This window comes from Desulfofundulus luciae, from assembly GCF_030813795.1.
In the GTDB taxonomy this organism is placed as follows: domain Bacteria; phylum Bacillota; class Desulfotomaculia; order Desulfotomaculales; family Desulfovirgulaceae; genus Desulfofundulus; species Desulfofundulus luciae.
In genome coordinates this window covers 1-18,730 of record NZ_JAUSUX010000036.1, presented here as the reverse complement: position 1 = coordinate 18,730, position 18,730 = coordinate 1, and the positions used below count along the sequence as shown (strand labels likewise).

Below are 18,730 nucleotides of genomic sequence, written 5' to 3'. Positions count from 1 at the left end.
GGCATCGGCGCCCAGGGTCTGGGCATCGCCCAGGCGGCCTTTGACGTGGCCCTGGAATACTCCAAGCAGCGGGTGCAGTTTGGCCGTCCCATTGCCGAATTCCAGGCCATCCAATTCATGCTGGCCGACATGGCCACCCGGATTGATGCCGCCCGGCTGCTGGTTTACCGGGCCGCCCGGCTGAAGGACAAGGGGCTGCCTCACTCTAAGGAAGCCTCCATGGCCAAGATGTATGCCACGGACACGGCCATGTTTGTCACCACCAACGCGGTACAGATCCTGGGCGGTTACGGCTACTGCAAGGAGTACCCTGTGGAGCGGTACATGCGCGATGCCAAAATCACCCAGATCTACGAGGGTACCAACCAGATCCAGCGGCTGGTCATTGCCAAACACCTCCTGAAATAGCAACGAAACTCCACCAGCGAAGAAGTTCATTTTAGAAAGGAGACATGCCATGAACCGCCGGCGACTGGAGAAAGGATACGTGCACGTTTACACCGGTAACGGCAAGGGTAAGACCACCGCCGCCCTGGGACTGGCCCTCCGGGCAATCGGCCACGGCTACCGGGTGTTCATGCTTCAATTCATGAAGGGAAGCAAGGAATATGGCGAGATTAAGGCGGCTGAAAAGTATTTAGCCGACCTGACCATAGTGCAATCGGGCCTGGAAACATTTGTAGACAAGGAAAATCCTTCCCCGGAAGACATCGCCCTGGCCCGGCAGGGTCTGGATATGGCCCGCAAGGTGATCATGGAAGGTAACTATGACCTGGTTATCCTGGATGAGATCAATGTGGCTGTTGATTTTGACCTGATCCCTCTGGATGCGGTTTTAGACCTGATTCGAAATAAGCCGCCCCACGTGGAGTTGATCCTCACCGGCCGGTATGCCCATCCCAAAATCATCAAGGCGGCCGACGTGGTAACCGAAATGCACCTGATCAACCATCCCTATTATGACGGTGTTGAGGCCCGGAAAGGCATTGAATACTAGGAGGGGGATCCAATGAACGACCTGGTTGAAAAAGTGCTGCAGGGCGACCGGCGCAGCGCGGCCAAGCTAATCACCTTGATTGAAAATGATGCACCGGAAAAAAGGGATGTTCTACGGCAGATATATCCCCATACCGGCCGGGCCCATGTGGTGGGTATCACCGGGTCCCCGGGGGCAGGCAAAAGTTCCCTGGTCGACGAACTAACCAGGGAAATCCGCAGTGAGGACCTGAAGGTGGGGGTGATTGCAGTGGATCCCACCAGCCCCTTCTCAGGGGGAGCACTTCTCGGCGACCGCATCAGGATGCAGGAACATGCCACCGACCGGGGGGTGTTTATTCGCAGCATGGGCACCCGGGGCAGCCTGGGAGGGCTGGCCGAGGCCACGCGGGATGCGATCAGGGTGCTGGACGCCTTTGGATGCGACGTTATTCTGGTGGAAACGGTGGGGGTTGGCCAGTCGGAACTGGACATAATGCACCACGCGGACACTACCCTGGTCGTCCTCACCCCCCAGGCGGGAGATCACATCCAGACCATCAAGGCCGGGATCATGGAAATTGCTGATATTTTCGTGATTAACAAAGCCGACCTTGATGGGGCCCGTAAAATGGTCACCGATATCGAAGCCATGCTGGACTTAAGCCCGTTAATTAACGGGTGGCGTCCGCCGGTGGTGACCACCATTGCCATAGACCACCGGGGCATCCCGGAACTGTGGGCTACCATTAAAAAACACAGGGCCTGGCGTAAGGGTAACAAGGGCGAAACAAACAGGGAAAGGGTGCGCCGGGAGCTGGCGGAAATAATTCAGCGCCAGCTTGTGCACCTGATTTCCCGGGATCTGGACAGGCATTACGAACACCTGGTGGAAAAAGTGGCCGCGCGCCAGCTGGATCCATACTCGGCAGCCATGGATATAATTAGACAATCCTGGAAAGGAGGATTAACGCAATGAACGATCAACCGAAAGGGATCAAGGAGGGCCTGGAAAAATGGCGGGAAAACCGCTGTCAGATGAAGGACCGGGACTTCCGGTTTGAAACCGTTTCGGGCATGGAGGTTAAAGACCTCTACACTCCTCTGGACATCGAGGATCTTGACTATGAGCGGGATCTGGGGTTCCCCGGTGAATACCCTTTTACCAGGGGGGTTTACAGGAATATGTACCGGGGCCGGCTGTGGACCATGCGCCAGTTTGCCGGCTTTGCCACGGCCAAAGAATCCAACAAACGCTATAAGTATTTGCTGGAAAAGGGGCAGACAGGGTTAAGTGTAGCCTTTGACATGCCCACCATCATGGGTTACGACAGCGACCATCCCCGGTCCCTGGGTGAAGTGGGCCGGGTGGGCGTGGCCATTGACTCCCTGCAGGATATGGAAACCCTTTTTGACGGCATCCCCCTGGATAAGGTGAGCACCTCCATGACTATCAATGCCCCGGCTGCCGTCATCTGGTGCATGTATATTGCCACCGGGGAAAAACAGGGCGTGCGACCGGAAAAGCTTACCGGCACCATCCAGAATGATATTTTGAAAGAATACATCGCCCAAAAGTCCTGGATTTTCCCGCCGGAACCCTCCATGCGCCTGATCACCGACATATTTGCCTACGCCAGCCGTCACGTCCCCAAATGGAATACCATCAGCATCAGCGGCTATCACATCCGGGAAGCCGGCTCCACAGCGGTGCAGGAACTGGCCTTTACCCTGGCCGACGGTTTTGCCTACGTGGAAGCCGGCATTAAGGCGGGGCTGAATGTGGATGACTTTGCCCCCCGCTTGTCCTTCTTCTTTAATGCCCATATCGATTTCTTTGAGGAGATCGCCAAGTACCGGGCAGCCCGGCGCATCTGGGCACGTCGGATGAAGGAAAAATACGGCGCCAAAGACCCCCGCTCCTGGTTGTTGCGTTTCCACACCCAGACGGCTGGTTGCAGCCTGACCGCCCAGCAGCCGGAAAACAACATTGTACGCACCGCCTACGAGGCCCTGGCTGCCGTGCTGGGAGGTACCCAGTCCCTGCATACCAATTCCATGGACGAAGTACTGGCCCTGCCCACGGAAAAAGCGGTACAGATTGCCCTGCGCACCCAGCAAATCCTGGCCTATGAGACCGGGGTGGCCAATGTAATTGATCCCCTGGCCGGTTCCTATTACGTGGAAGCCCTGACCAACAAGATGGAAGAAGAAGCGGAAAAATATTTTGAAGAGATTGAAAAGCGTGGCGGTGTTCTGGCCTGCATCGAGCAGAACTTCTTCCAGCAGGAAATTGCCGACGCCGCCTACCGTTACCAGCGGGCCCTGGACAGCAAGCAGCGGATCCTGGTGGGTGTAAATGAATTTGTCAATCCTGATGAAAAGCTGGAAATCGAAATCTTAAAAATCGATCCCAAAATTGAACAGGAACAGGTAGCCCGGTTGCAAAAGCTGCGCCGGGAGCGGGATAACATCCGGGTCAGAGAAACCCTGGAGGCCCTGCGCCGGGCCTGTGAGGGAACGGAAAACGTCATCCCCTATATCCTGGACTGCGTGCGGGCCTATGCCACCGAGGGGGAAATAATCCAGGTCATGCGGGAAGTGTTTGGGGAGTACAAAGAGAAACCAACGTTCTAGCAAGAGGCAGCAAAGCAATGTTCCTCAACTCATACCGAATACTTGACTGGTGAAGGAGGGCAAAGTAAATGGCCAGAAAGATCAGAGTGCTGGTTGCCAAACCGGGCCTTGACGGCCACGACCGCGGTGCCCGGGTTATCGCCCGGGCGCTGCGGGATGCCGGTATGGAGGTAATCTATACCGGCTTGCACCAGACACCGGAACAAATCGTGGAAGCCGCCATCCAGGAAGATGTGGACGTGGTCGGTTTAAGCATTCTTTCCGGGGCCCATATGACCCTTATCCCCCGGGTGACGCAGCTGCTCAGGGAAAATGGTGCCGATGACATCATTGTCATTGGAGGAGGTACCATACCCGAGGACGATATAAGGGCCCTTAAGGAGGGCGGCTGGGTCAAGGAGTTGTTTACTCCCGGCACCCCCCTGGAAGCCATCGTCGAGTGGATCCAGTCCAATGTAAAGGTTTAATTTATCTAAACGCTGCTCTTTCCAGCATAGCTTTTTCGGTGAGTGCTGGGCCGGCTCGGCTCTCGAGGACGCAAGATCAGCTAACCGAAAGAAAGATTCAAAACACATAAGTTAAAAGTTTACTGCGAAGTGTAACTAGTCGCGGGCAATCCGCAGAAGACCCAGCACTCACCGAATTAATTATTCTTTTTCAGTACAGACAGCGGGTATGTGCCATAGGTCTCCCACAGAGGCAATTCCTTATTGGTAAGTGCTGAGCGGCCCGAAGTGAACCGTGGTGCGCATCTTACGCGGAGCATATGAGTGAACGGGACAGCGCCGTGCCTTAAGCGGATTGAAGTATTCCGGGAGAACCATACATTTTACAGTTCCCCCTTTTCGATGTCCACTAGCACCAGCAGCCACTGCTACCTTCGGGCGCTGGTATGTCTTTTTCCACAATCTCCAAAAGGCACTTGAGGGCATAATCCACCTCGTCGGGCCGGTTAAAATACGAAAAGCTAAAACGGACCAGTTTTTGTTCAAAAGTACCCAGTGTCCGGTGGGCGTCGGGAGCGCAGTGCAGCCCGGCCCGGCAGGCAATATTATACTTTTGGTCCAGAATGGTGCCAATATCTCCCGCCGGCCGGTTTTTTACGGCAAAGGAAACCACCGGAGCCTGGCATGTTGCATCCCGGGGCCCGTATACCCGTATGCCCTCAATTTTCTTGAGTCCCTCCAGGAACTGCCTGGTCAAATCCTGCTCGTGCCGCCGGATTCTCTCCATGCCCTCCCAACGGATAAATTTAACCCCTGCCCCCAAACCGGCCAGGCCCACCGTGTTCAAGGTGCCGCTCTCGTAGCGCTCGGGTAGCACCTCCGGCTGGCCCGGAACATCCGAATGGCTGCCGGTACCCCCTTCTTTTAACGGTGTCAGGTCCACCCCCTTCGCCACATACAATCCCCCCGTCCCCGGCGGGCCCAACAGGCTCTTGTGGCCGGGGAAAGCCAGCAGGTCAATGTGCATCGCCTCTACGTCAATATCCAGCACCCCCGCCGTTTGGGCAGCATCCACAATGAAGCGCAACCCCTTTTTCCGGGCCAGGCGGCCGATCTCGGCCACGGGCATGATGGTTCCGGTAACATTGGAGGCATGGGTCATAATAATGGCCACGGTATCAGGCCGAATGGCGGCGGCCACATCTTCCACCCGGATGGCCCCGGTATGGTCGCAGGGCACTTTGGTTACCTCCACCCCCCGCCCCTGCAGGACATGGAGGGGGCGGGTAACCGAATTGTGTTCCATGGAGCTGGTAACTACATGCTGCCCGGGCTTGAGCAGCCCCTTGATGGCCAGGTTCAGGGCTTCGGTGGCATTCAAGCCGAACACGATGCGGTCGGAATCCCGGATGTTGAACAGGGCAGCCAGTTCCTTCCTCGTTTCGTCCACCAGGCGGTTAGCTGCCAGGGCCAGCTTGTGCCCCGCCCGCCCCGGGTTGGCTCCCACTTCCCGCAGGCAATGCTCCATGGCCGCCAGCACTTCCGGCGGCTTGGGCCAGGAGGTAGCCGCGTTGTCGAAGTAAACGACACGCCTTTCAGGCTCCATGTTCATAACACCCCAATTGCAAAAATGCCACTCGCAGCATTGATTATAGCGTTGCCCCTTACCTGGTAGCATATACAAAGTACGGGAAGACAGAAAGCCGCAGCCGTCCTCAGGCACTTAATTGCCACCGCATTTTTTGGCCGGGAGTTTGCAGGCGGATACACATATGCCGCACCTTTTTCCCGCATTGACCACGAACATATAATGGGCGCATTTTTCCTTGTTAATTATCCACCCGGTTTGGGAAGAATACCTTCCTTCCCATTGCTCCAGCGCACCGGAGGGGCACACCTGCACACATTTAAGGCATCTTCTACAGAGTTCGCCGGACAGGGGCTCGTTGTAATCCAGCTCCGCCGTGGTTACCACGCTGGCCAGGCGCACGCGGGGCCCGTGTTCCGGGGTCAGTAGCAGGTTGTTAATGCCAAAACTGCCCAGTCCACAAAGGACGGCCGAATGTTTGTGGGAAAAGTCTCCTTTTAGCCGGGCATAATCGCCAATGGCCGCCTCTGGGCCGAAGGGCATGCTCTCAAACCCCTGGTTTTCTAGAAAGCGGGCAATCCTATAGGCCGCATCAAGCAAAATGCGATTCACCGCCTCGAATTCCACCATGTACTGGTTGCGGGCGTGCGGCAGATTGTTTAACGGCCCGTCACTGAGACGGCAGGCGAAGGTAACAACGCTCCTGGCCCCCGGCAGAAAATCATCCGGCCGGTGCCCGGGTGGCGCTTCCCGGTAACGCTCCACCGGTGCCGCCCCCAGAGCACAGAGGTTCAGGCTTCGTGCCAGTTTTTGCAAGCTTTCAGTAATCGACATGAAACTCCGCTTCCTTCAGCATTTTTTGCACCAGGTATCGCAGGTTTTGCAGCTTAAACCGGCGGATTTCCACCGGCACCCGGGTGTAATCAAAAAACTCGAGGATTTCTTCTTCATCCAGAGGCATCACTCCCGTATCCAGGAGCAGGATGCGGTCGTAAAGGCCAAATTTCTGGCGGGCGTCAATGCTGTCCCACCCAAGCCCTTCGATGAAGATCTGCTTCCAGTTTTTCAGCCACCCCGGGGTTAAGTAAAATGTCCTGGCCTCTGCATCAAGCCTGGCCATGTCCTCCCCCAGCAGCATTTCGATGCAGTTGCGGGCCGTGGATACCAGAGCCCCATACCCCTTGACCAAGGCTTCCATTTCCGGGTGACACAGATAGCCATATATTGCAAGCACCCTTTTACCCTCCCCCACCGCCCCGGACAGGGCCCCGGCCAGGGACTGCTTTAACCTGTCCAGGTTCACATGCAAGACCGGCTCCAGGTAAATCCTTTCCTCTGCAACTCCCTTGTCCTTGGCCAGTTCGGCAAACACCTTCTCCAATTCCGGGCGCAGGACACCGCAGCAAACGAAAACCCGGTTCATAAATACTCCCCCACTTTTTTCCCAAATTGTATAATGGCTTGCCACCTGAACGATACTAAAAATTTTACATTACGACCTATCCGGTGAAACTAATATATCAGTCGGGCAGAATACCCGCCTTGCACTGTGAAGAAAGCAGGGAACCAGCTCGGCAGAGAAAGGGGATGGATTCTGTAAAACATAACGCCCTGGCTGGCAAAGGCCGGGTATCAGCTTTCCAGGGCTTAGTTTTCCGGAGCTTCAATTGGTTTCGGCTTCCACGAGTCCCCGTTCAATTAACTTTGCCTTTACCGTGGGGTAATAATCCAGGTTGGTGTGGGGTAGAAATTTGCTCCCGACAAATTTATTCATAAAGACCTGGTTGGCGTTGAGCTCGAAGTAAGTGATGTTACGGGCAATGGCCTCAGCCTCCGCGCGCTTCCGGTTGGAGAGCAGCACCAGCCGCGCCCCTTCTCCCGAAGCGTTGCCCAGGCGTACCATTTTATCCCGGGGCAAATCAGGGTAAAGGCCGATAGTGATGGCCGACTCCAGGTGCAGGTACTGGCCAAAGGCACCGGCGGCATAGAAGCGGCTGATGTCGGAAAGATTGCAGCCTACGCTTTCCAGCAACAACTCCAGGGCGGCATTAACCGCCCCCTTGGTGCGCATGAGATTGTTGATGTCCACCTGGGTAACCACAATGTCCTTGCCGGTAGCCGATTCCGACGCGGGCACCACCACGAACTCCCTGCGCCCGTCCTTGAAACGCCCCGCCCGGTCGATGATACCCGCCAGCAAAAGTTCCGCCAGGCAGTCCACCAGCCCGGAGCCGCAAATGCCCATGGGGGGCGCACCGCCGATGGTTGTGTAGCGGACCTTACCACTTTCGGGATCGATAGACACGCTGTCTATGGCCCCCGGCTCGGCACGCATGCCGCATTCCGCCACACCACCCTCCAGGGCCGGCCCGGCGGCCCCGGCGCAACCCACCAGCCAGTCCCGGTTGCCCAAAATAATTTCCCCGTTGGTACCAATGTCTACAAACAAAGAGAGCTCCGGCTGCTGGTGCAAACCACTGGCCAGTACGCCGGCAACCACATCCCCGCCCACATAACTGCCCACGGAGGGGAGGCAGTAGACGGGCGCCAAGGGGTTAATTTCCAATCCCAGTTGCCCGGCAGGTATAAGGCCCGGGTTGTTTACCACCGGAATGTACGGGGCCATGCAAATGCGGGAGGGGTCCACCCCCAGAAACAAGTGAACCATGGTGCTGTTGGCACCTATGGCAACGGCGCTGATGTTACCGCCGGCCAACCCATGTTCATCGGTTAACCGCCTGATCAGCCCATTCAATGTAACCAGAATGGCCCGTTGCAATTGCTCCAGGCCCCCGGGCGTGCCCGCCAGGTATATACGGGTGAGGATGTCCTCCCCCAGGCCAACCTGCCCGTTGTAATCCGCTGCCGTGCCCATAATTCGCCCGTCGTGCATGTTCACCAGGTAAACCACCACAGTGGTCGAGCCGATATCTACGGCCAGGCCGTAATGGCGTTTGACGGTATCTCCGGGTTCCACATCCACCAGGTTCCACACCCCGGGAGCCCCCGCCCCCACTGTGACCGTTACCCGCCAGTCCGCGTCCCGCAAAACGGCAGGAATGCGGCGCATGGCCGCCAGGGGCACAACTACCGGCCCCAATAACTTCTCTAAAGCCGCTGCCAGCCTATCCACATCGGCCCGGTTGTCCTCCAAACTTGGTTCCGTGAGCTCCAGGTAGATTTTCCTGGTCAGAGGATCTAAAGCAATCTCTTCCCTGGACACACCGCCAGTTAAAATCACCACTTTGTCCGCCACGTTTTACACCTCGTTTAACCGCTCTGATGCCAGAATTATATCATAATTTTCTTGGGAAGAATGATTTCTTTTCTTGATGTTGATCATTAGATTTGTTCTTTGTAACAAAATCGTAACAGTTTCCCAACTACTTTGTGATAATTGAAGGGTATAATAAACCCAGATAAGAATTCCAGCTCAAGGAGGTGAATCCCATGAAAAAGAAACTGGTGATCATCCTGGCCACCATCCTGATCCTGGCCATGGCCGTCCCGGCCCTGGCAGCCACGGTATCCGCCGCCCTCACTCCGGAGCAGGCCAAAGAGTTGAGCGCCCTGCACCAGCAAATAATCAACCTGAGAAAGCAAATGGTAGACAAGTACGTGGAATATGGCCGGCTAACCCCGGAACAGGGCCAGCAAATTAAGGCTAACCTGGACGCCAGGCAGAAATTCTTTGCCGAAAATCCCGACCGCTTCGCCTGGTACGGCCCGGGCGTCTGCCCCGGTTTCGGCCTCATGGGCGGGAGGGGCGGTTGGGGGAGGGGGCCAGGCTGGGGGATGATGGGCGGTTACTGGAACAGTAACCCCAACCCCGCGCCCTCCACCGGCAGTTAAAGCTCGAGTAAAAAGAGGGCTTGTACACAAAGGGTACCAGCCCTCTTTTTCGATCATTTCGCAAAATATCCGGCCGGCGAGTGGAATAACCGCGCCACTTATGCATTTTTGTGGGTTTTGCGAAACGTCTTATTTAATCAGCAGTTTTTCATGTATCCATCATAGCGGCTTCCAGGGTAATGGTAAAAGTAGCTCCTTGTCCCGCTTCGCTGTCCACTTTAATCTCCCCGCCGTGCAGGTCGATGATCTGTTTGGCAATGGCCAGGCCCAGGCCGCTCCCACCCCCGGCACGCCGGCGGGAGGGGTCACCCTTGTAAAACCGTTCCCAAATGAGAGGTATTTCATGAGCCGGAATCCCCGGTCCCGTATCTTTTACGGCCACCTCCACCTTGCCGGCCGCCTGCCGGGCCGCAACTTCCACCCGGCCTCCGGCGGGAGTAACTCTAAGAGCATTATCAACCAGGTTGTACAACACCTGGGCCAGGCGATCGCCGTCGCCGCAAACCGGCGGCAAGTCATCCGGCAAATAAACTTCCAGGAGTGTACCCTTTTCCCCGGCCACGCCGGCAAACCGTTCCACCACCTGGTTAACGAGCGCTTTTATATCCACCGGCTGTTTGCGCAGGGTGATCCGCCCCGATTCCATGCGACGCAAGTCCAGGAGGTCATCCACCAGGCGGCGCAGGCGTAAAATTTCTTCCAGTATGTTTTGCAGGTATTCCCGGCGCTGGCCTTCATCCCGGGCCAGGCCGTCCAGGATGGCCTCGGTATAACCCTGCATGATGGTCAGGGGTGTGCGCAGCTCGTGGGAAACGTTGGCCACAAATTCCTTGCGTGCTGCGTCGATCTTTTGCAAAGCGGATATTTTTTCCTGCAATTCCCGGGAAAGGGTATTGAGTGACTGGGCCAGGGCTCCAATTTCGTCCCTGGAACGTACCGTCACCTGGCGGGTAAAATCTCCCTGGGCCATGGCCCGGGCAATCCGATCCATTTCCACCAGAGGCCTGGCCAGGGTGCGGGAGAGGAGGAGGCCGAACAATGTAGCCATTAAAGCCCCCAGGGCAAGGGCATAAAGGCTGGATTGCTGCAGGGCCTTAAGGTTTGCGGCCAGGGGAGCCACCGGAGCATGAATAAACAGCGCTCCAAAGACCTGTTTTCCCTTTTGCAGGGGAATGCCGGCTACCACCACATCGGCATTAAAAAAGGGGTTATATTCCCGGCGTACAACCCTTTCACCGGCCAGCACCCGCTGGATCTGTTCCCGGTCAAAGGGCATCATGGCGGCCAAACTCCCCCCTTCACCGCGACTGACAGGCGGTGTGGAGCAGGGCGCACCCTCCATTGTCTCCTGACCAAACCGGGACTGGAAGGATTGCTCCTTACCTGGAGATCCCCCATCGCTTGCTCCACCTCGCCAGGGCGCTCCCTGACCCCGGCCACCCCTGGACCAGGGGGCTCCCCCCATGTGGGGCATCATGTGGCCCATGCCCATGGCCTGCCAGTGCTCCACCAGCCCCCGGGAGTCAACCACCATCACGCTGGCATTCATCAACCGGGCGAGCAAGTCCACCTGCCGGGCCGCCAGATTGGGATCCTGCTGTTCTACCAGGATCTCCGCCAGCCTTTCCCCTTGTACCACCAACTTGGCCGTTTGCTGTTCGTAATAGATTTTTTCCAGGATGCCGGCCTGGATCAGTGCGGATAACCCCAAAACCCCTACCACCAGAACCAGCATGACCAGCCAGAGCTTACCTACAATTCCCCGCAGCTTCATTTGTTCACCTCAAATTTATAACCCACACCCCATACGGTGACAATGCATTGGGGTGCTCCCGGAACACGGGACAACTTTTCCCGGAGCCTGGTAATATGGGTATCTACCGTCCGCATTTCACCAAAGAAATCATAACCCCAGACCTTTTCCAGCAACTGTTCCCGGGTGAATACACGGCCCGGGGATAGGGCCATCACATAAAGCAAGTCGTACTCCTTGGGAGTAAGGTTAACTACCTGCCCGTTGACTTCTACCTTCCGGGAAGAGGGGTCGATGGTCAACCCGTCATAAACAAGAACCTCAGGACCGTTTTTCTCCCCGCCAGAACGGCGCAGGACCGCTTTCACCCGGGCCACCAGTTCCCGGGGGCTAAATGGTTTAACCACATAATCATCGGCCCCCAGTTCCAGCCCCAGCACCCGGTCAATCTCATCCCCCCGGGCGGTGAGCATAATGATGGGCACCGGGTTATCCCGCTTGCGGATCTCCCGGCATACCGTCCAGCCATCGGTATTGGGCATCATAAGATCAAGAATCACCAGATCAAAATGCTCCCGGGCAAGATAATCCAAAGCAGCGGCTCCATCGGCGGCCTCCACCACCCTGAAGCCTTCTTTTTCCAGATACATACGCACCAATTCTCTGATCTTAACCTCATCGTCGGCTACCAGAATTCTTTTCATTTAGATCCCCCGGAAACAATATAACATAAAAACATTTAGGCGTAAAACCAAGGCGTAAAATTAGGGCCCACCACTCCCGGTGCGGCCCCCGGCTTTAAATCGGCTGCCCTGTGGGTCCCCCAAACCAGGAACAAAAACGTATGGCCAGCCTGACCAGAGGGTTTTTCAAACTACCCTGCAGACGACGGTATTGCTCCTGGCAGCGCTGCAGCTCCTTCTGGGTAAAGCGCAGGGAACGTTGTGCTTCTTCCCCCTTTTCCAGCGCCTCCTTCAAGTCGTTGCTTAAAAGGCTGATTTCTTCCCGCAACTGCCTTTCCTCCTGTAAAGCCATTTCTTGAACCCGTTCCAGTTTTTGTCTGAGCTCCACAATTTCCGTCTGCAGCTCCGCTACCCTGGCGGCATGCTGCTCTTTCAGCTCAGCTAGCTTGCTCTTGTTTTCCCGGTCCCGCTCTTTATATTGCTGCAGCTTGGTAAACATGGTTTCCAGGCTGGCCTGGTTCTTGGCCAGCACCTGGCGTAGTTGGGCGATTTCCTGTTCGCCATCCCGGGCCCTTTTCACCCAGAGGCGGCATTGATACAAGATACTGTTGGCCTTGGCCTCCAGCTTGTTGATGTGCTCCCGGTAGCGCAATATTTCTTTTTTGCGCAGGGAAAGGAGCAAATCCTTTTCCGCCATCTGGGTCACCAGGTATTCATGCTGGGCTACTTCCTCTGCCCGCTGGGCAAGGGCCACGGCCGCTTCCCGGTAGGCAGCATTGACCTCCTGCAATTGCTGCTCCAGCGTGCTTATCTTTTTGCGCCAGCGCTCCCGGTCCCGGTGCCAGCGAGCCTTCTGACGGTTCAAAGCGGCCAGGTAGCGTTTCGTCAGGGCCTCATAGGCCGACTGTACACCGGGGTTGTAGGTCCACACCCCTTCCCCCAGCAGCTCGAAATAGGGAAACTTCCTGAGTACCCCTTCGATGGCCGTTACCGTGGTTTGGCGCCAGGCATTGACCACTTCATAAATCTGCTGCAGGCTTAAACCCTGGGGATGGGTTTTTAAAGCCTTAATCACCAAATGTTTCAGGGCATACTGGCCGGCTTCCACTTCCCATTCGGTCAACCCCCAGTAACCGTTGTCCAGCTGAATAAAGCGCCCATCGGAAATAAGGCTGGCTTCCTCGGCCACCAGGCGCCTGTTTTTCTTATTTTTACCCCAGGCAGCACCTTTCAGCTCCTTTAAACTCATGGGCTTCTGGCGTTTGAGCAGCAGGGCATAAAAAGCATCATTTTCCCGGTTTCCTTCCAGATCCAGGTGCCAGGCGTTGCGGTTATCCACAAAAAAACAGGGATGCTGACGCAAACAAAGCACGACCTTTTCTTCCACCTGGGAAAGGGTGTAATCGCGCATCATCCGCTTGCGCACGTAAGGGGTTAATTCCGCTACGGTCAAAGAATCAAAGAAAAACAGTGTTTTCTTTAAAACGTCGGTCAGGGAATAGAGTTTTCCTCCCATGGCAAAAGCCCCACCTTCCTTCCTAATTTCTGAGAAATAATGGATCTATTCCCTGACACCTGATGTTTCCCCTGCAAAGAAATGCCACTTTTTACCACTTTTTTCCTGTATAATTCAACATAAAATTTTCTATTGTCAGCCAGACGACAGGTAGGTTATAATTGGATCAAGCAAACGGTTGAATTAAGGGGTTGAGTGGTCAAATACAATCCTGAACGGTTAGATAGCCATTCCGGGCAAAAACATCGGAGGTGAACATCATGAGCACCGCCTGTGCGGAGATAGAAAATGTGTTCCAGGTAATTACTCCCTACGGGGTAGCCTTTCTAGAAGGGCCTGTAAGCGGCGATTACCTGAATACATTAGCCTTCGATGAAAAATTAAATAATTTTCGCCAGGCGGAAAAACAGAAAGCGGCCCTGAAGGAAATTGCCGATCTACCGGAAGGCATGGTTTACATTGTGCGCGTAGGGTCAAAGGTGGTTGGTTATGTCACTTTCCTGCCGCCGGATCGTCACAGCCGCTGGAGCAAGCACCCGCGCGTGTTGGAGCTGGGAGCTATTGAAGTCAGCCCGGACTGGCGTGAATATAAATTGGCCCGGAAGCTACTGGAGCTGGCCTTTTTAAACCCGGTAATGGAGGATTATATTGTTATCACCATAGAGTTCTGCTGGCACTGGGATCTGCGGAACACGGGTCTTGACGTATGGCAGTATCAGAAAATGCTGACCAAACTTTTTGGCTCGGTAGGAATGCAAAAAGAACTCACCGATGATCCCGATATCCTGGAACACATAGCCAACGTGCTCATGGTGCGCTACGGAAAACGGGTACCCCAGAAAGACATCGAACTATTTAAGGAAATGCTCTTTATGCGGCAAGGGGTGTTCTTCCTGGAGCAGTGTAAATAAAGGTTAAAAAAGTTAAAACCTCTCCCGCTGGTGGAAGAGGTTTTTTCGTTTACTTAAGGCTGTAGTTGGGAGCTTCCTTGGTGATAACCACATCGTGGGGATGGCTTTCCCGCAAGCCGGCCGGTGTAATGCGCATGAACCGGGTTTTGGTTTTGAGTTCGTGGATGTTCCGGCAACCACAATAGCCCATGCCGGCCCGCAAACCTCCGATAAGCTGAAAAACAGTTTCTGACAGGGGTCCCCGGTAGGGAACGCGCCCCTCCACTCCTTCCGGAACCAGTTTAAGCTGGTGCTCCTGAAAGTAGCGGTCGCTACTGCCTTCCTTCATTGCCCCCAGGGAACCCATTCCCCGGTAGACTTTATAGCTGCGTCCCTGATAAATTTCAATTTCCCCCGGGCTTTCTTCCGTTCCGGCAAACAGGCTGCCAATCATCACCACATCCGCCCCGGCAGCGATGGCCTTGGTAATATCCCCGGAATATTTAATCCCGCCATCGGCAATAATGGGCGTATTGTGCGCCACGGCCTCCCGGGCGCATTCATAAATAGCGGTAATTTGAGGTACTCCCGCGCCGGCCACTACCCGCGTGGTACAGATGGAACCGGGTCCGATGCCTACCTTAACCGCATCGGCGCCGGCCCGGATCAAATCCCGCGTTCCTTCTGCAGTAGCCACATTACCGGCGATCACGGCCACCTCGGGATATTTGCGCTTGATCCTGGCCACGGTTTCCAGTACTCCCCTGCTATGGCCGTGGGCGGTATCCACCACAATGGCGTCCACACCGGCACGAACCAAAGCATCCGTACGTTCTTCCGTATCGGCGCTGACGCCCACCGCCGCCGCCACCAGGAGCCGCCCCTTTTTGTCCTTGGCCGATAAAGGATACTGGCGCGCTTTTTCGATATCCTTGATGGTTATTAGCCAATCCTCATCGACAATGGGCAATTTTTCCACCTTGTGCCGTCGTAAAATTTCTTTGGCCTGCTCCAGGGTTGTCCCCACCGGAGCCGTAACCAGGTTATCCTTGGTCATTACTTCCCCTACCGGTTTACTGAAATCCCGCTCAAACCGGAGGTCCCGGTTGGTCAGGATACCTACCAGTTTACCATTGACGGTTACTGGCACCCCTGAAATGCGATAACGTTCCATTAACAATAAGGCCTCGCTGATGGGGCTTTCCGGGGACAGGAAAATGGGATCGGAAATTACCCCGTGTTCCGACCGCTTAACCCGGTCCACTTCCAGGGCCTGCCGTTCAATGGACATATTTTTGTGAATTACCCCAATCCCGCCTTCCCGGGCAATGGCAATGGCCATGCGGGATTCGGTCACCGTGTCCATGGCAGCGCTCATCAGGGGAATATTTAGCTTAATATCCCGCGTGAGGTAAGTGGTAGTGTCCACTTCCCCAGGTAACACCTCGGATTTTGCCGGAATGAGCAGAACATCATCAAAGGTAAGGCCAAACTTGGCAAATTTTTCTGGGTACAGCCTGAATCCCTCCTTATTTTCTTGCCTTTTTTATATTCGTCTATTATAGCACAACCCGCCCCTTCTGTGCGTGAAAGTATAGTTAAATTTTTTAACATAAAATACCAGGGTCCTGGGCTGATTAAATCTATAGACCCAGGACCTTTTTCAACAGGACTCAGTTTGCAATTCTCCCTTAAACTAACGGAATGACTGTCTATGCGGGCGGGAACAATACTGGTGAGGAGGTGTTGCCGCATGCCAAATCGTCAAAACAAATTATTGGTACCGGCAGCTGACTCCCGCCTGGATGCCCTAAAATACGAGATAGCCAGCGAACTGGGGTATCCGTTGCATGTTGGTGAACGCGTGGCCACTCCCCAGAACTGGAACCGCATTCTAGATCAAATGAAGTACGAAATTGCTCACGAATTGGGGCTCACTCCACACATTAAAAACGGTTACTGGGGAGACTTGAGCTCCCGGGCCTGCGGCGCCGTGGGTGGACGCATAGGCGGCAAACTCGGCGGTAATATGGTCCGGCAGATGATAATGTTCGCCGAACAGAACCTGCTCAAGTAGTTGTTGGCCGGGGAGGTGGCCTAACCACCTCCCCATTCCTTTTTTAAAACCCCCCTGCAAGAGAACGAGCAAATCGAAAACCGGACCTAATCCTGTCCCATAATGGAACCAATACCATATCGCTCGAAACGGTCACGCAGATGGTAAATAAGCTTTTCGGTCACCCCAAATTCAGCGGCCATTTCCGCATCGCTCTTGCCGTCTTTTAACCCTTCGATGAATTCATCAAAATCTATGCCCACTTCCTCGGTCTTTGTTTTAAGGCTTGGCTCGGTACTCCATGGGACGCGGGAACGGATGTATTCCTCCATGGCCATCACTCCCGGTTGCTTATCTTCTTTTTATATTGCCCCATGGGTAAAAGTTTTATTATTACTTACGATTACGATTATATAACGGTGTTTCATAAACAATTGCTGAAACCCAATAACTATAAGCCGGCACGGTAAACCCGTGCCGGCACGTTTTTCCCCTAGTGGCGGTTGGGGTAAGAAATGAGCCTTTTTTCCCAGGTGCGCAAGACCACCTGCTTGTCGTCCCGGAACACCATATACTTGGGCAACACGGGGGTTTTCCCCAGGCCACCCGGGGCGTTGATGATATAGGTTGGTACGGCCAGCCCGGAGGTGTAACCCCTCAGTTTTTCCATAATCTCAATTCCCTCATCCACGGAAGTAATAAAGTGCCTGGTTCCTTTGACCTCTTTGGCGTGGAAGATGTAATAGGGACGGACGCGGATGCGCAAAAGGGTTTGGTTTAGTTTTTTCATCACATGGGGATTATTGTTGACCCCTTTCAGCAATACGGCCTGGTTGCCCAGAACCACACCCGCCTTAACCAGGCGATCACAGGCCTCCTTTACTTCCGGCGTGATCTCCAGGGGGTGATTGAACTGGGTGTTGATGTATATGGGCGGGTGCTTTTCCAGGATGGCACACAGCGCGGGCGTAATGCGCTGGGGCATGGTCACGATGGCCCTGGTCCCGATACGCTTTATTTCCACGTGGGGGATGGCGTCCAGTTCGCTTAATAACCAATCCAGGCAACGATCACTTAAAAGCAGGGCATCGCCACCTGTAATCAGCACATCCCGGATTTCCGGATTGGCCCGGATATAATCCAGGGCTGCCCTGAGAACTTCCCTGGGTTGGTGGCGGTCTATTTCCCCGATATTGCGGCGCCGCTGGCAGTGGCGGCAATACATGGCACACTGATTGGTTACATTGATTATCAAGCGGTCGGGGTAGCGGCGGGTAACGGCCGGTGCCGGGTTGGTAAAAGCCTCGGCCATGGGATCTTCACTACCACCACTATCGTTCAACTCGGCCTCCTGGGGCACTGACTGCAGCCAGATGGGACCACCAGGACGGTCGACGGCCAGCAGGCTGGCGTAGTAAGGAGAAATGGCCCACCGGAAACGTTTTCCCACTTCAGCAATACTCTGCCGCTCCTCAGGTGTTAAGTTTACGATCTGGCTCAACAGGTCCACATTGGTAATGCGGTGGGCCATTTGCCAGTGCCAGTCTGCCCACTGCTCTTTCCCAGCATTGAAAATAGCCAGGATTTTTTCCCGGGCTGCTTCCAGCGGTTCTGCCAGATCAAGGCCAGTTAATATTTTATCCTTAACCTGCAGGTAATCGCGAATACGTTCTTTCAGCTCCCGGGCCCGTTCCAGGGAGATGCGATGTTTTTCTTCGGGATCAAATCCAGCCGGAGGCATTGGAAAAATTGCCATCAAAACCCCTCCTTTATAAAAAGTTTGGCCAGACACATAAAAAACCCCAGGTTTTTTCCTGGGGTGGAAGACAGCAAGCAAATACCTAACTCCGGCACACAGACACAGAAAAAGCCGTGCGCCAGCCCAAGCACATGTCCTCCCTTCCACGCTTACGAAGTTAGCTGACGGGTTCGGGTTGAAAGGATAACCCTACCCCCGGGAAACCTGGTAAAACGCCCCTTGAATGCCCAACAAACCGACTCGAGGGCGTCTTCGTTTCCAGGGGGATTCACCCCAGGAAAATGGGTCCTCCGCTTCTTTGGGTAAAGAATTAAGCGTTCAGGACATAAAATATTTAATTGTTAACTTCCTTAAATTGTATCATCTTTAGAACAAATTGTAAATAGTTTTTGAGTATAATCAGCAACTGGGTTCCTTTCCGGTTAAGTGGCTTTTGCCCACCGGCCTTAAAGCGTCCCATAAACGCCGGATAACCCTTTCATCGAAGTTTGAAACTTTCAAATTAAAACCTCCCGAAAATCAAGGGATCCGGGGCAATAATAGAAGACGTACCACTACATTTACCTCCATTTTAC

Annotated in this window: 18 protein-coding genes and 1 riboswitch; of the genes, 8 read left to right on the top strand and 10 right to left on the bottom strand. The window is 54.7% G+C overall.

What is annotated here, in order from left to right; genetic code table 11:
• From J2Z49_RS13825 to J2Z49_RS13805, 5 genes are all read left to right on the top strand, one after another.
• Nucleotides 1–408: acyl-CoA dehydrogenase family protein (locus J2Z49_RS13825; protein WP_307403630.1), on the top strand; the 408-nt coding region annotated here is incomplete at its 5' end.
• Nucleotides 409–457: 49 nt separating this feature from the next.
• Nucleotides 458–997, top strand: a complete 540-nt coding sequence (gene cobO, locus J2Z49_RS13820) for a cob(I)yrinic acid a,c-diamide adenosyltransferase (protein WP_307403627.1) — start codon at nucleotides 458–460, stop codon at nucleotides 995–997.
• 12 nt (nucleotides 998–1,009) lie between these two features.
• Nucleotides 1,010–1,954, top strand: a complete 945-nt coding sequence (meaB, locus tag J2Z49_RS13815) for a methylmalonyl Co-A mutase-associated GTPase MeaB (protein WP_307403625.1) — start codon at nucleotides 1,010–1,012, stop codon at nucleotides 1,952–1,954.
• On the top strand, nucleotides 1,951–3,612 hold the full coding sequence (locus J2Z49_RS13810; protein WP_307403623.1) for an acyl-CoA mutase large subunit family protein: 1,662 nt from the start codon (nucleotides 1,951–1,953) through the stop codon (nucleotides 3,610–3,612). The genes meaB and J2Z49_RS13810 overlap by 4 nt, the downstream gene beginning before the upstream one ends.
• A 68-nt stretch (nucleotides 3,613–3,680) precedes the next feature.
• Nucleotides 3,681–4,079 (top strand): cobalamin B12-binding domain-containing protein, encoded by a 399-nt coding sequence (locus tag J2Z49_RS13805; protein WP_307403621.1) that lies wholly within the window; start codon nucleotides 3,681–3,683, stop codon nucleotides 4,077–4,079.
• 388 nt (nucleotides 4,080–4,467) lie between these two features.
• Here J2Z49_RS13805 and J2Z49_RS13800 read toward each other — a convergent pair whose 3' ends face one another.
• From J2Z49_RS13800 to J2Z49_RS13785, 4 genes are all read right to left on the bottom strand, one after another.
• Entirely contained in the window at nucleotides 4,468–5,664 is a 1,197-nt protein-coding gene (locus J2Z49_RS13800; protein ID WP_307403620.1) for an aminotransferase class V-fold PLP-dependent enzyme, read from the bottom strand.
• A gap of 117 nt (nucleotides 5,665–5,781) precedes the next feature.
• Nucleotides 5,782–6,480, bottom strand: coding sequence for a 4Fe-4S dicluster domain-containing protein (locus J2Z49_RS13795; protein ID WP_307403618.1), 699 nt, complete (start codon nucleotides 6,478–6,480; stop codon nucleotides 5,782–5,784).
• On the bottom strand, nucleotides 6,467–7,069 hold the full coding sequence (locus J2Z49_RS13790; protein WP_307403616.1) for a DUF1638 domain-containing protein: 603 nt from the start codon (nucleotides 7,067–7,069) through the stop codon (nucleotides 6,467–6,469). The genes J2Z49_RS13795 and J2Z49_RS13790 overlap by 14 nt, the downstream gene beginning before the upstream one ends.
• Before the next feature lie 240 nt (nucleotides 7,070–7,309).
• Complete coding sequence (locus J2Z49_RS13785; RefSeq protein WP_307403614.1) at nucleotides 7,310–8,902, bottom strand: ASKHA domain-containing protein; 1,593 nt, start codon at nucleotides 8,900–8,902, stop codon at nucleotides 7,310–7,312.
• 194 nt (nucleotides 8,903–9,096) lie between these two features.
• Between J2Z49_RS13785 and J2Z49_RS13780 the strand changes: the two genes are divergently transcribed.
• Nucleotides 9,097–9,498, top strand: coding sequence for a YckD family protein (locus tag J2Z49_RS13780; RefSeq protein WP_307403612.1), 402 nt, complete (start codon nucleotides 9,097–9,099; stop codon nucleotides 9,496–9,498).
• Nucleotides 9,499–9,646: 148 nt separating this feature from the next.
• Here J2Z49_RS13780 and J2Z49_RS13775 read toward each other — a convergent pair whose 3' ends face one another.
• The 3 genes from J2Z49_RS13775 to J2Z49_RS13765 all read right to left on the bottom strand — a co-directional run bounded on the left by J2Z49_RS13775 (nucleotide 9,647) and on the right by J2Z49_RS13765 (nucleotide 13,450).
• On the bottom strand, nucleotides 9,647–11,272 hold the full coding sequence (locus J2Z49_RS13775) for a sensor histidine kinase (RefSeq protein ID WP_307403610.1): 1,626 nt from the start codon (nucleotides 11,270–11,272) through the stop codon (nucleotides 9,647–9,649).
• On the bottom strand, nucleotides 11,269–11,955 hold the full coding sequence (locus J2Z49_RS13770; RefSeq protein ID WP_307403608.1) for a response regulator transcription factor: 687 nt from the start codon (nucleotides 11,953–11,955) through the stop codon (nucleotides 11,269–11,271). Before J2Z49_RS13770 ends, J2Z49_RS13775 begins: the two co-directional genes overlap by 4 nt.
• 94 nt (nucleotides 11,956–12,049) lie before the next feature.
• Complete coding sequence (locus J2Z49_RS13765; RefSeq protein ID WP_307403606.1) at nucleotides 12,050–13,450, bottom strand: phage-shock protein; 1,401 nt, start codon at nucleotides 13,448–13,450, stop codon at nucleotides 12,050–12,052.
• A gap of 260 nt (nucleotides 13,451–13,710) precedes the next feature.
• Between J2Z49_RS13765 and J2Z49_RS13760 the strand changes: the two genes are divergently transcribed.
• The gene (locus J2Z49_RS13760; RefSeq protein ID WP_307403604.1) at nucleotides 13,711–14,361 is read left to right on the top strand and encodes a GNAT family N-acetyltransferase; all 651 of its coding nucleotides are present in this window, start codon (nucleotides 13,711–13,713) and stop codon (nucleotides 14,359–14,361) included.
• Between the two features lie 49 nt (nucleotides 14,362–14,410).
• Here J2Z49_RS13760 and guaB read toward each other — a convergent pair whose 3' ends face one another.
• On the bottom strand, nucleotides 14,411–15,856 hold the full coding sequence (guaB, locus tag J2Z49_RS13755; RefSeq protein WP_307403632.1) for an IMP dehydrogenase: 1,446 nt from the start codon (nucleotides 15,854–15,856) through the stop codon (nucleotides 14,411–14,413).
• A gap of 237 nt (nucleotides 15,857–16,093) precedes the next feature.
• Between guaB and J2Z49_RS13750 the strand changes: the two genes are divergently transcribed.
• Nucleotides 16,094–16,417: an alpha/beta-type small acid-soluble spore protein gene (locus J2Z49_RS13750; RefSeq protein ID WP_307403602.1), complete on the top strand. Its 324-nt coding sequence runs from the start codon at nucleotides 16,094–16,096 to the stop codon at nucleotides 16,415–16,417.
• Between the two features lie 86 nt (nucleotides 16,418–16,503).
• Here J2Z49_RS13750 and J2Z49_RS13745 read toward each other — a convergent pair whose 3' ends face one another.
• A complete protein-coding gene (locus J2Z49_RS13745) occupies nucleotides 16,504–16,728 on the bottom strand; it encodes a helix-turn-helix domain-containing protein (protein ID WP_307403600.1) in 225 nt (74 codons plus the stop codon).
• A 161-nt stretch (nucleotides 16,729–16,889) separates the two neighbouring features.
• On the bottom strand, nucleotides 16,890–18,152 hold the full coding sequence (gene eam / locus J2Z49_RS13740) for a glutamate 2,3-aminomutase (protein ID WP_307403598.1): 1,263 nt from the start codon (nucleotides 18,150–18,152) through the stop codon (nucleotides 16,890–16,892).
• A 134-nt stretch (nucleotides 18,153–18,286) separates the two neighbouring features.
• Nucleotides 18,287–18,482: riboswitch (cyclic di-AMP (ydaO/yuaA leader) on the bottom strand.
• Nucleotides 18,483–18,730: the final 248 nt, after the last annotated feature.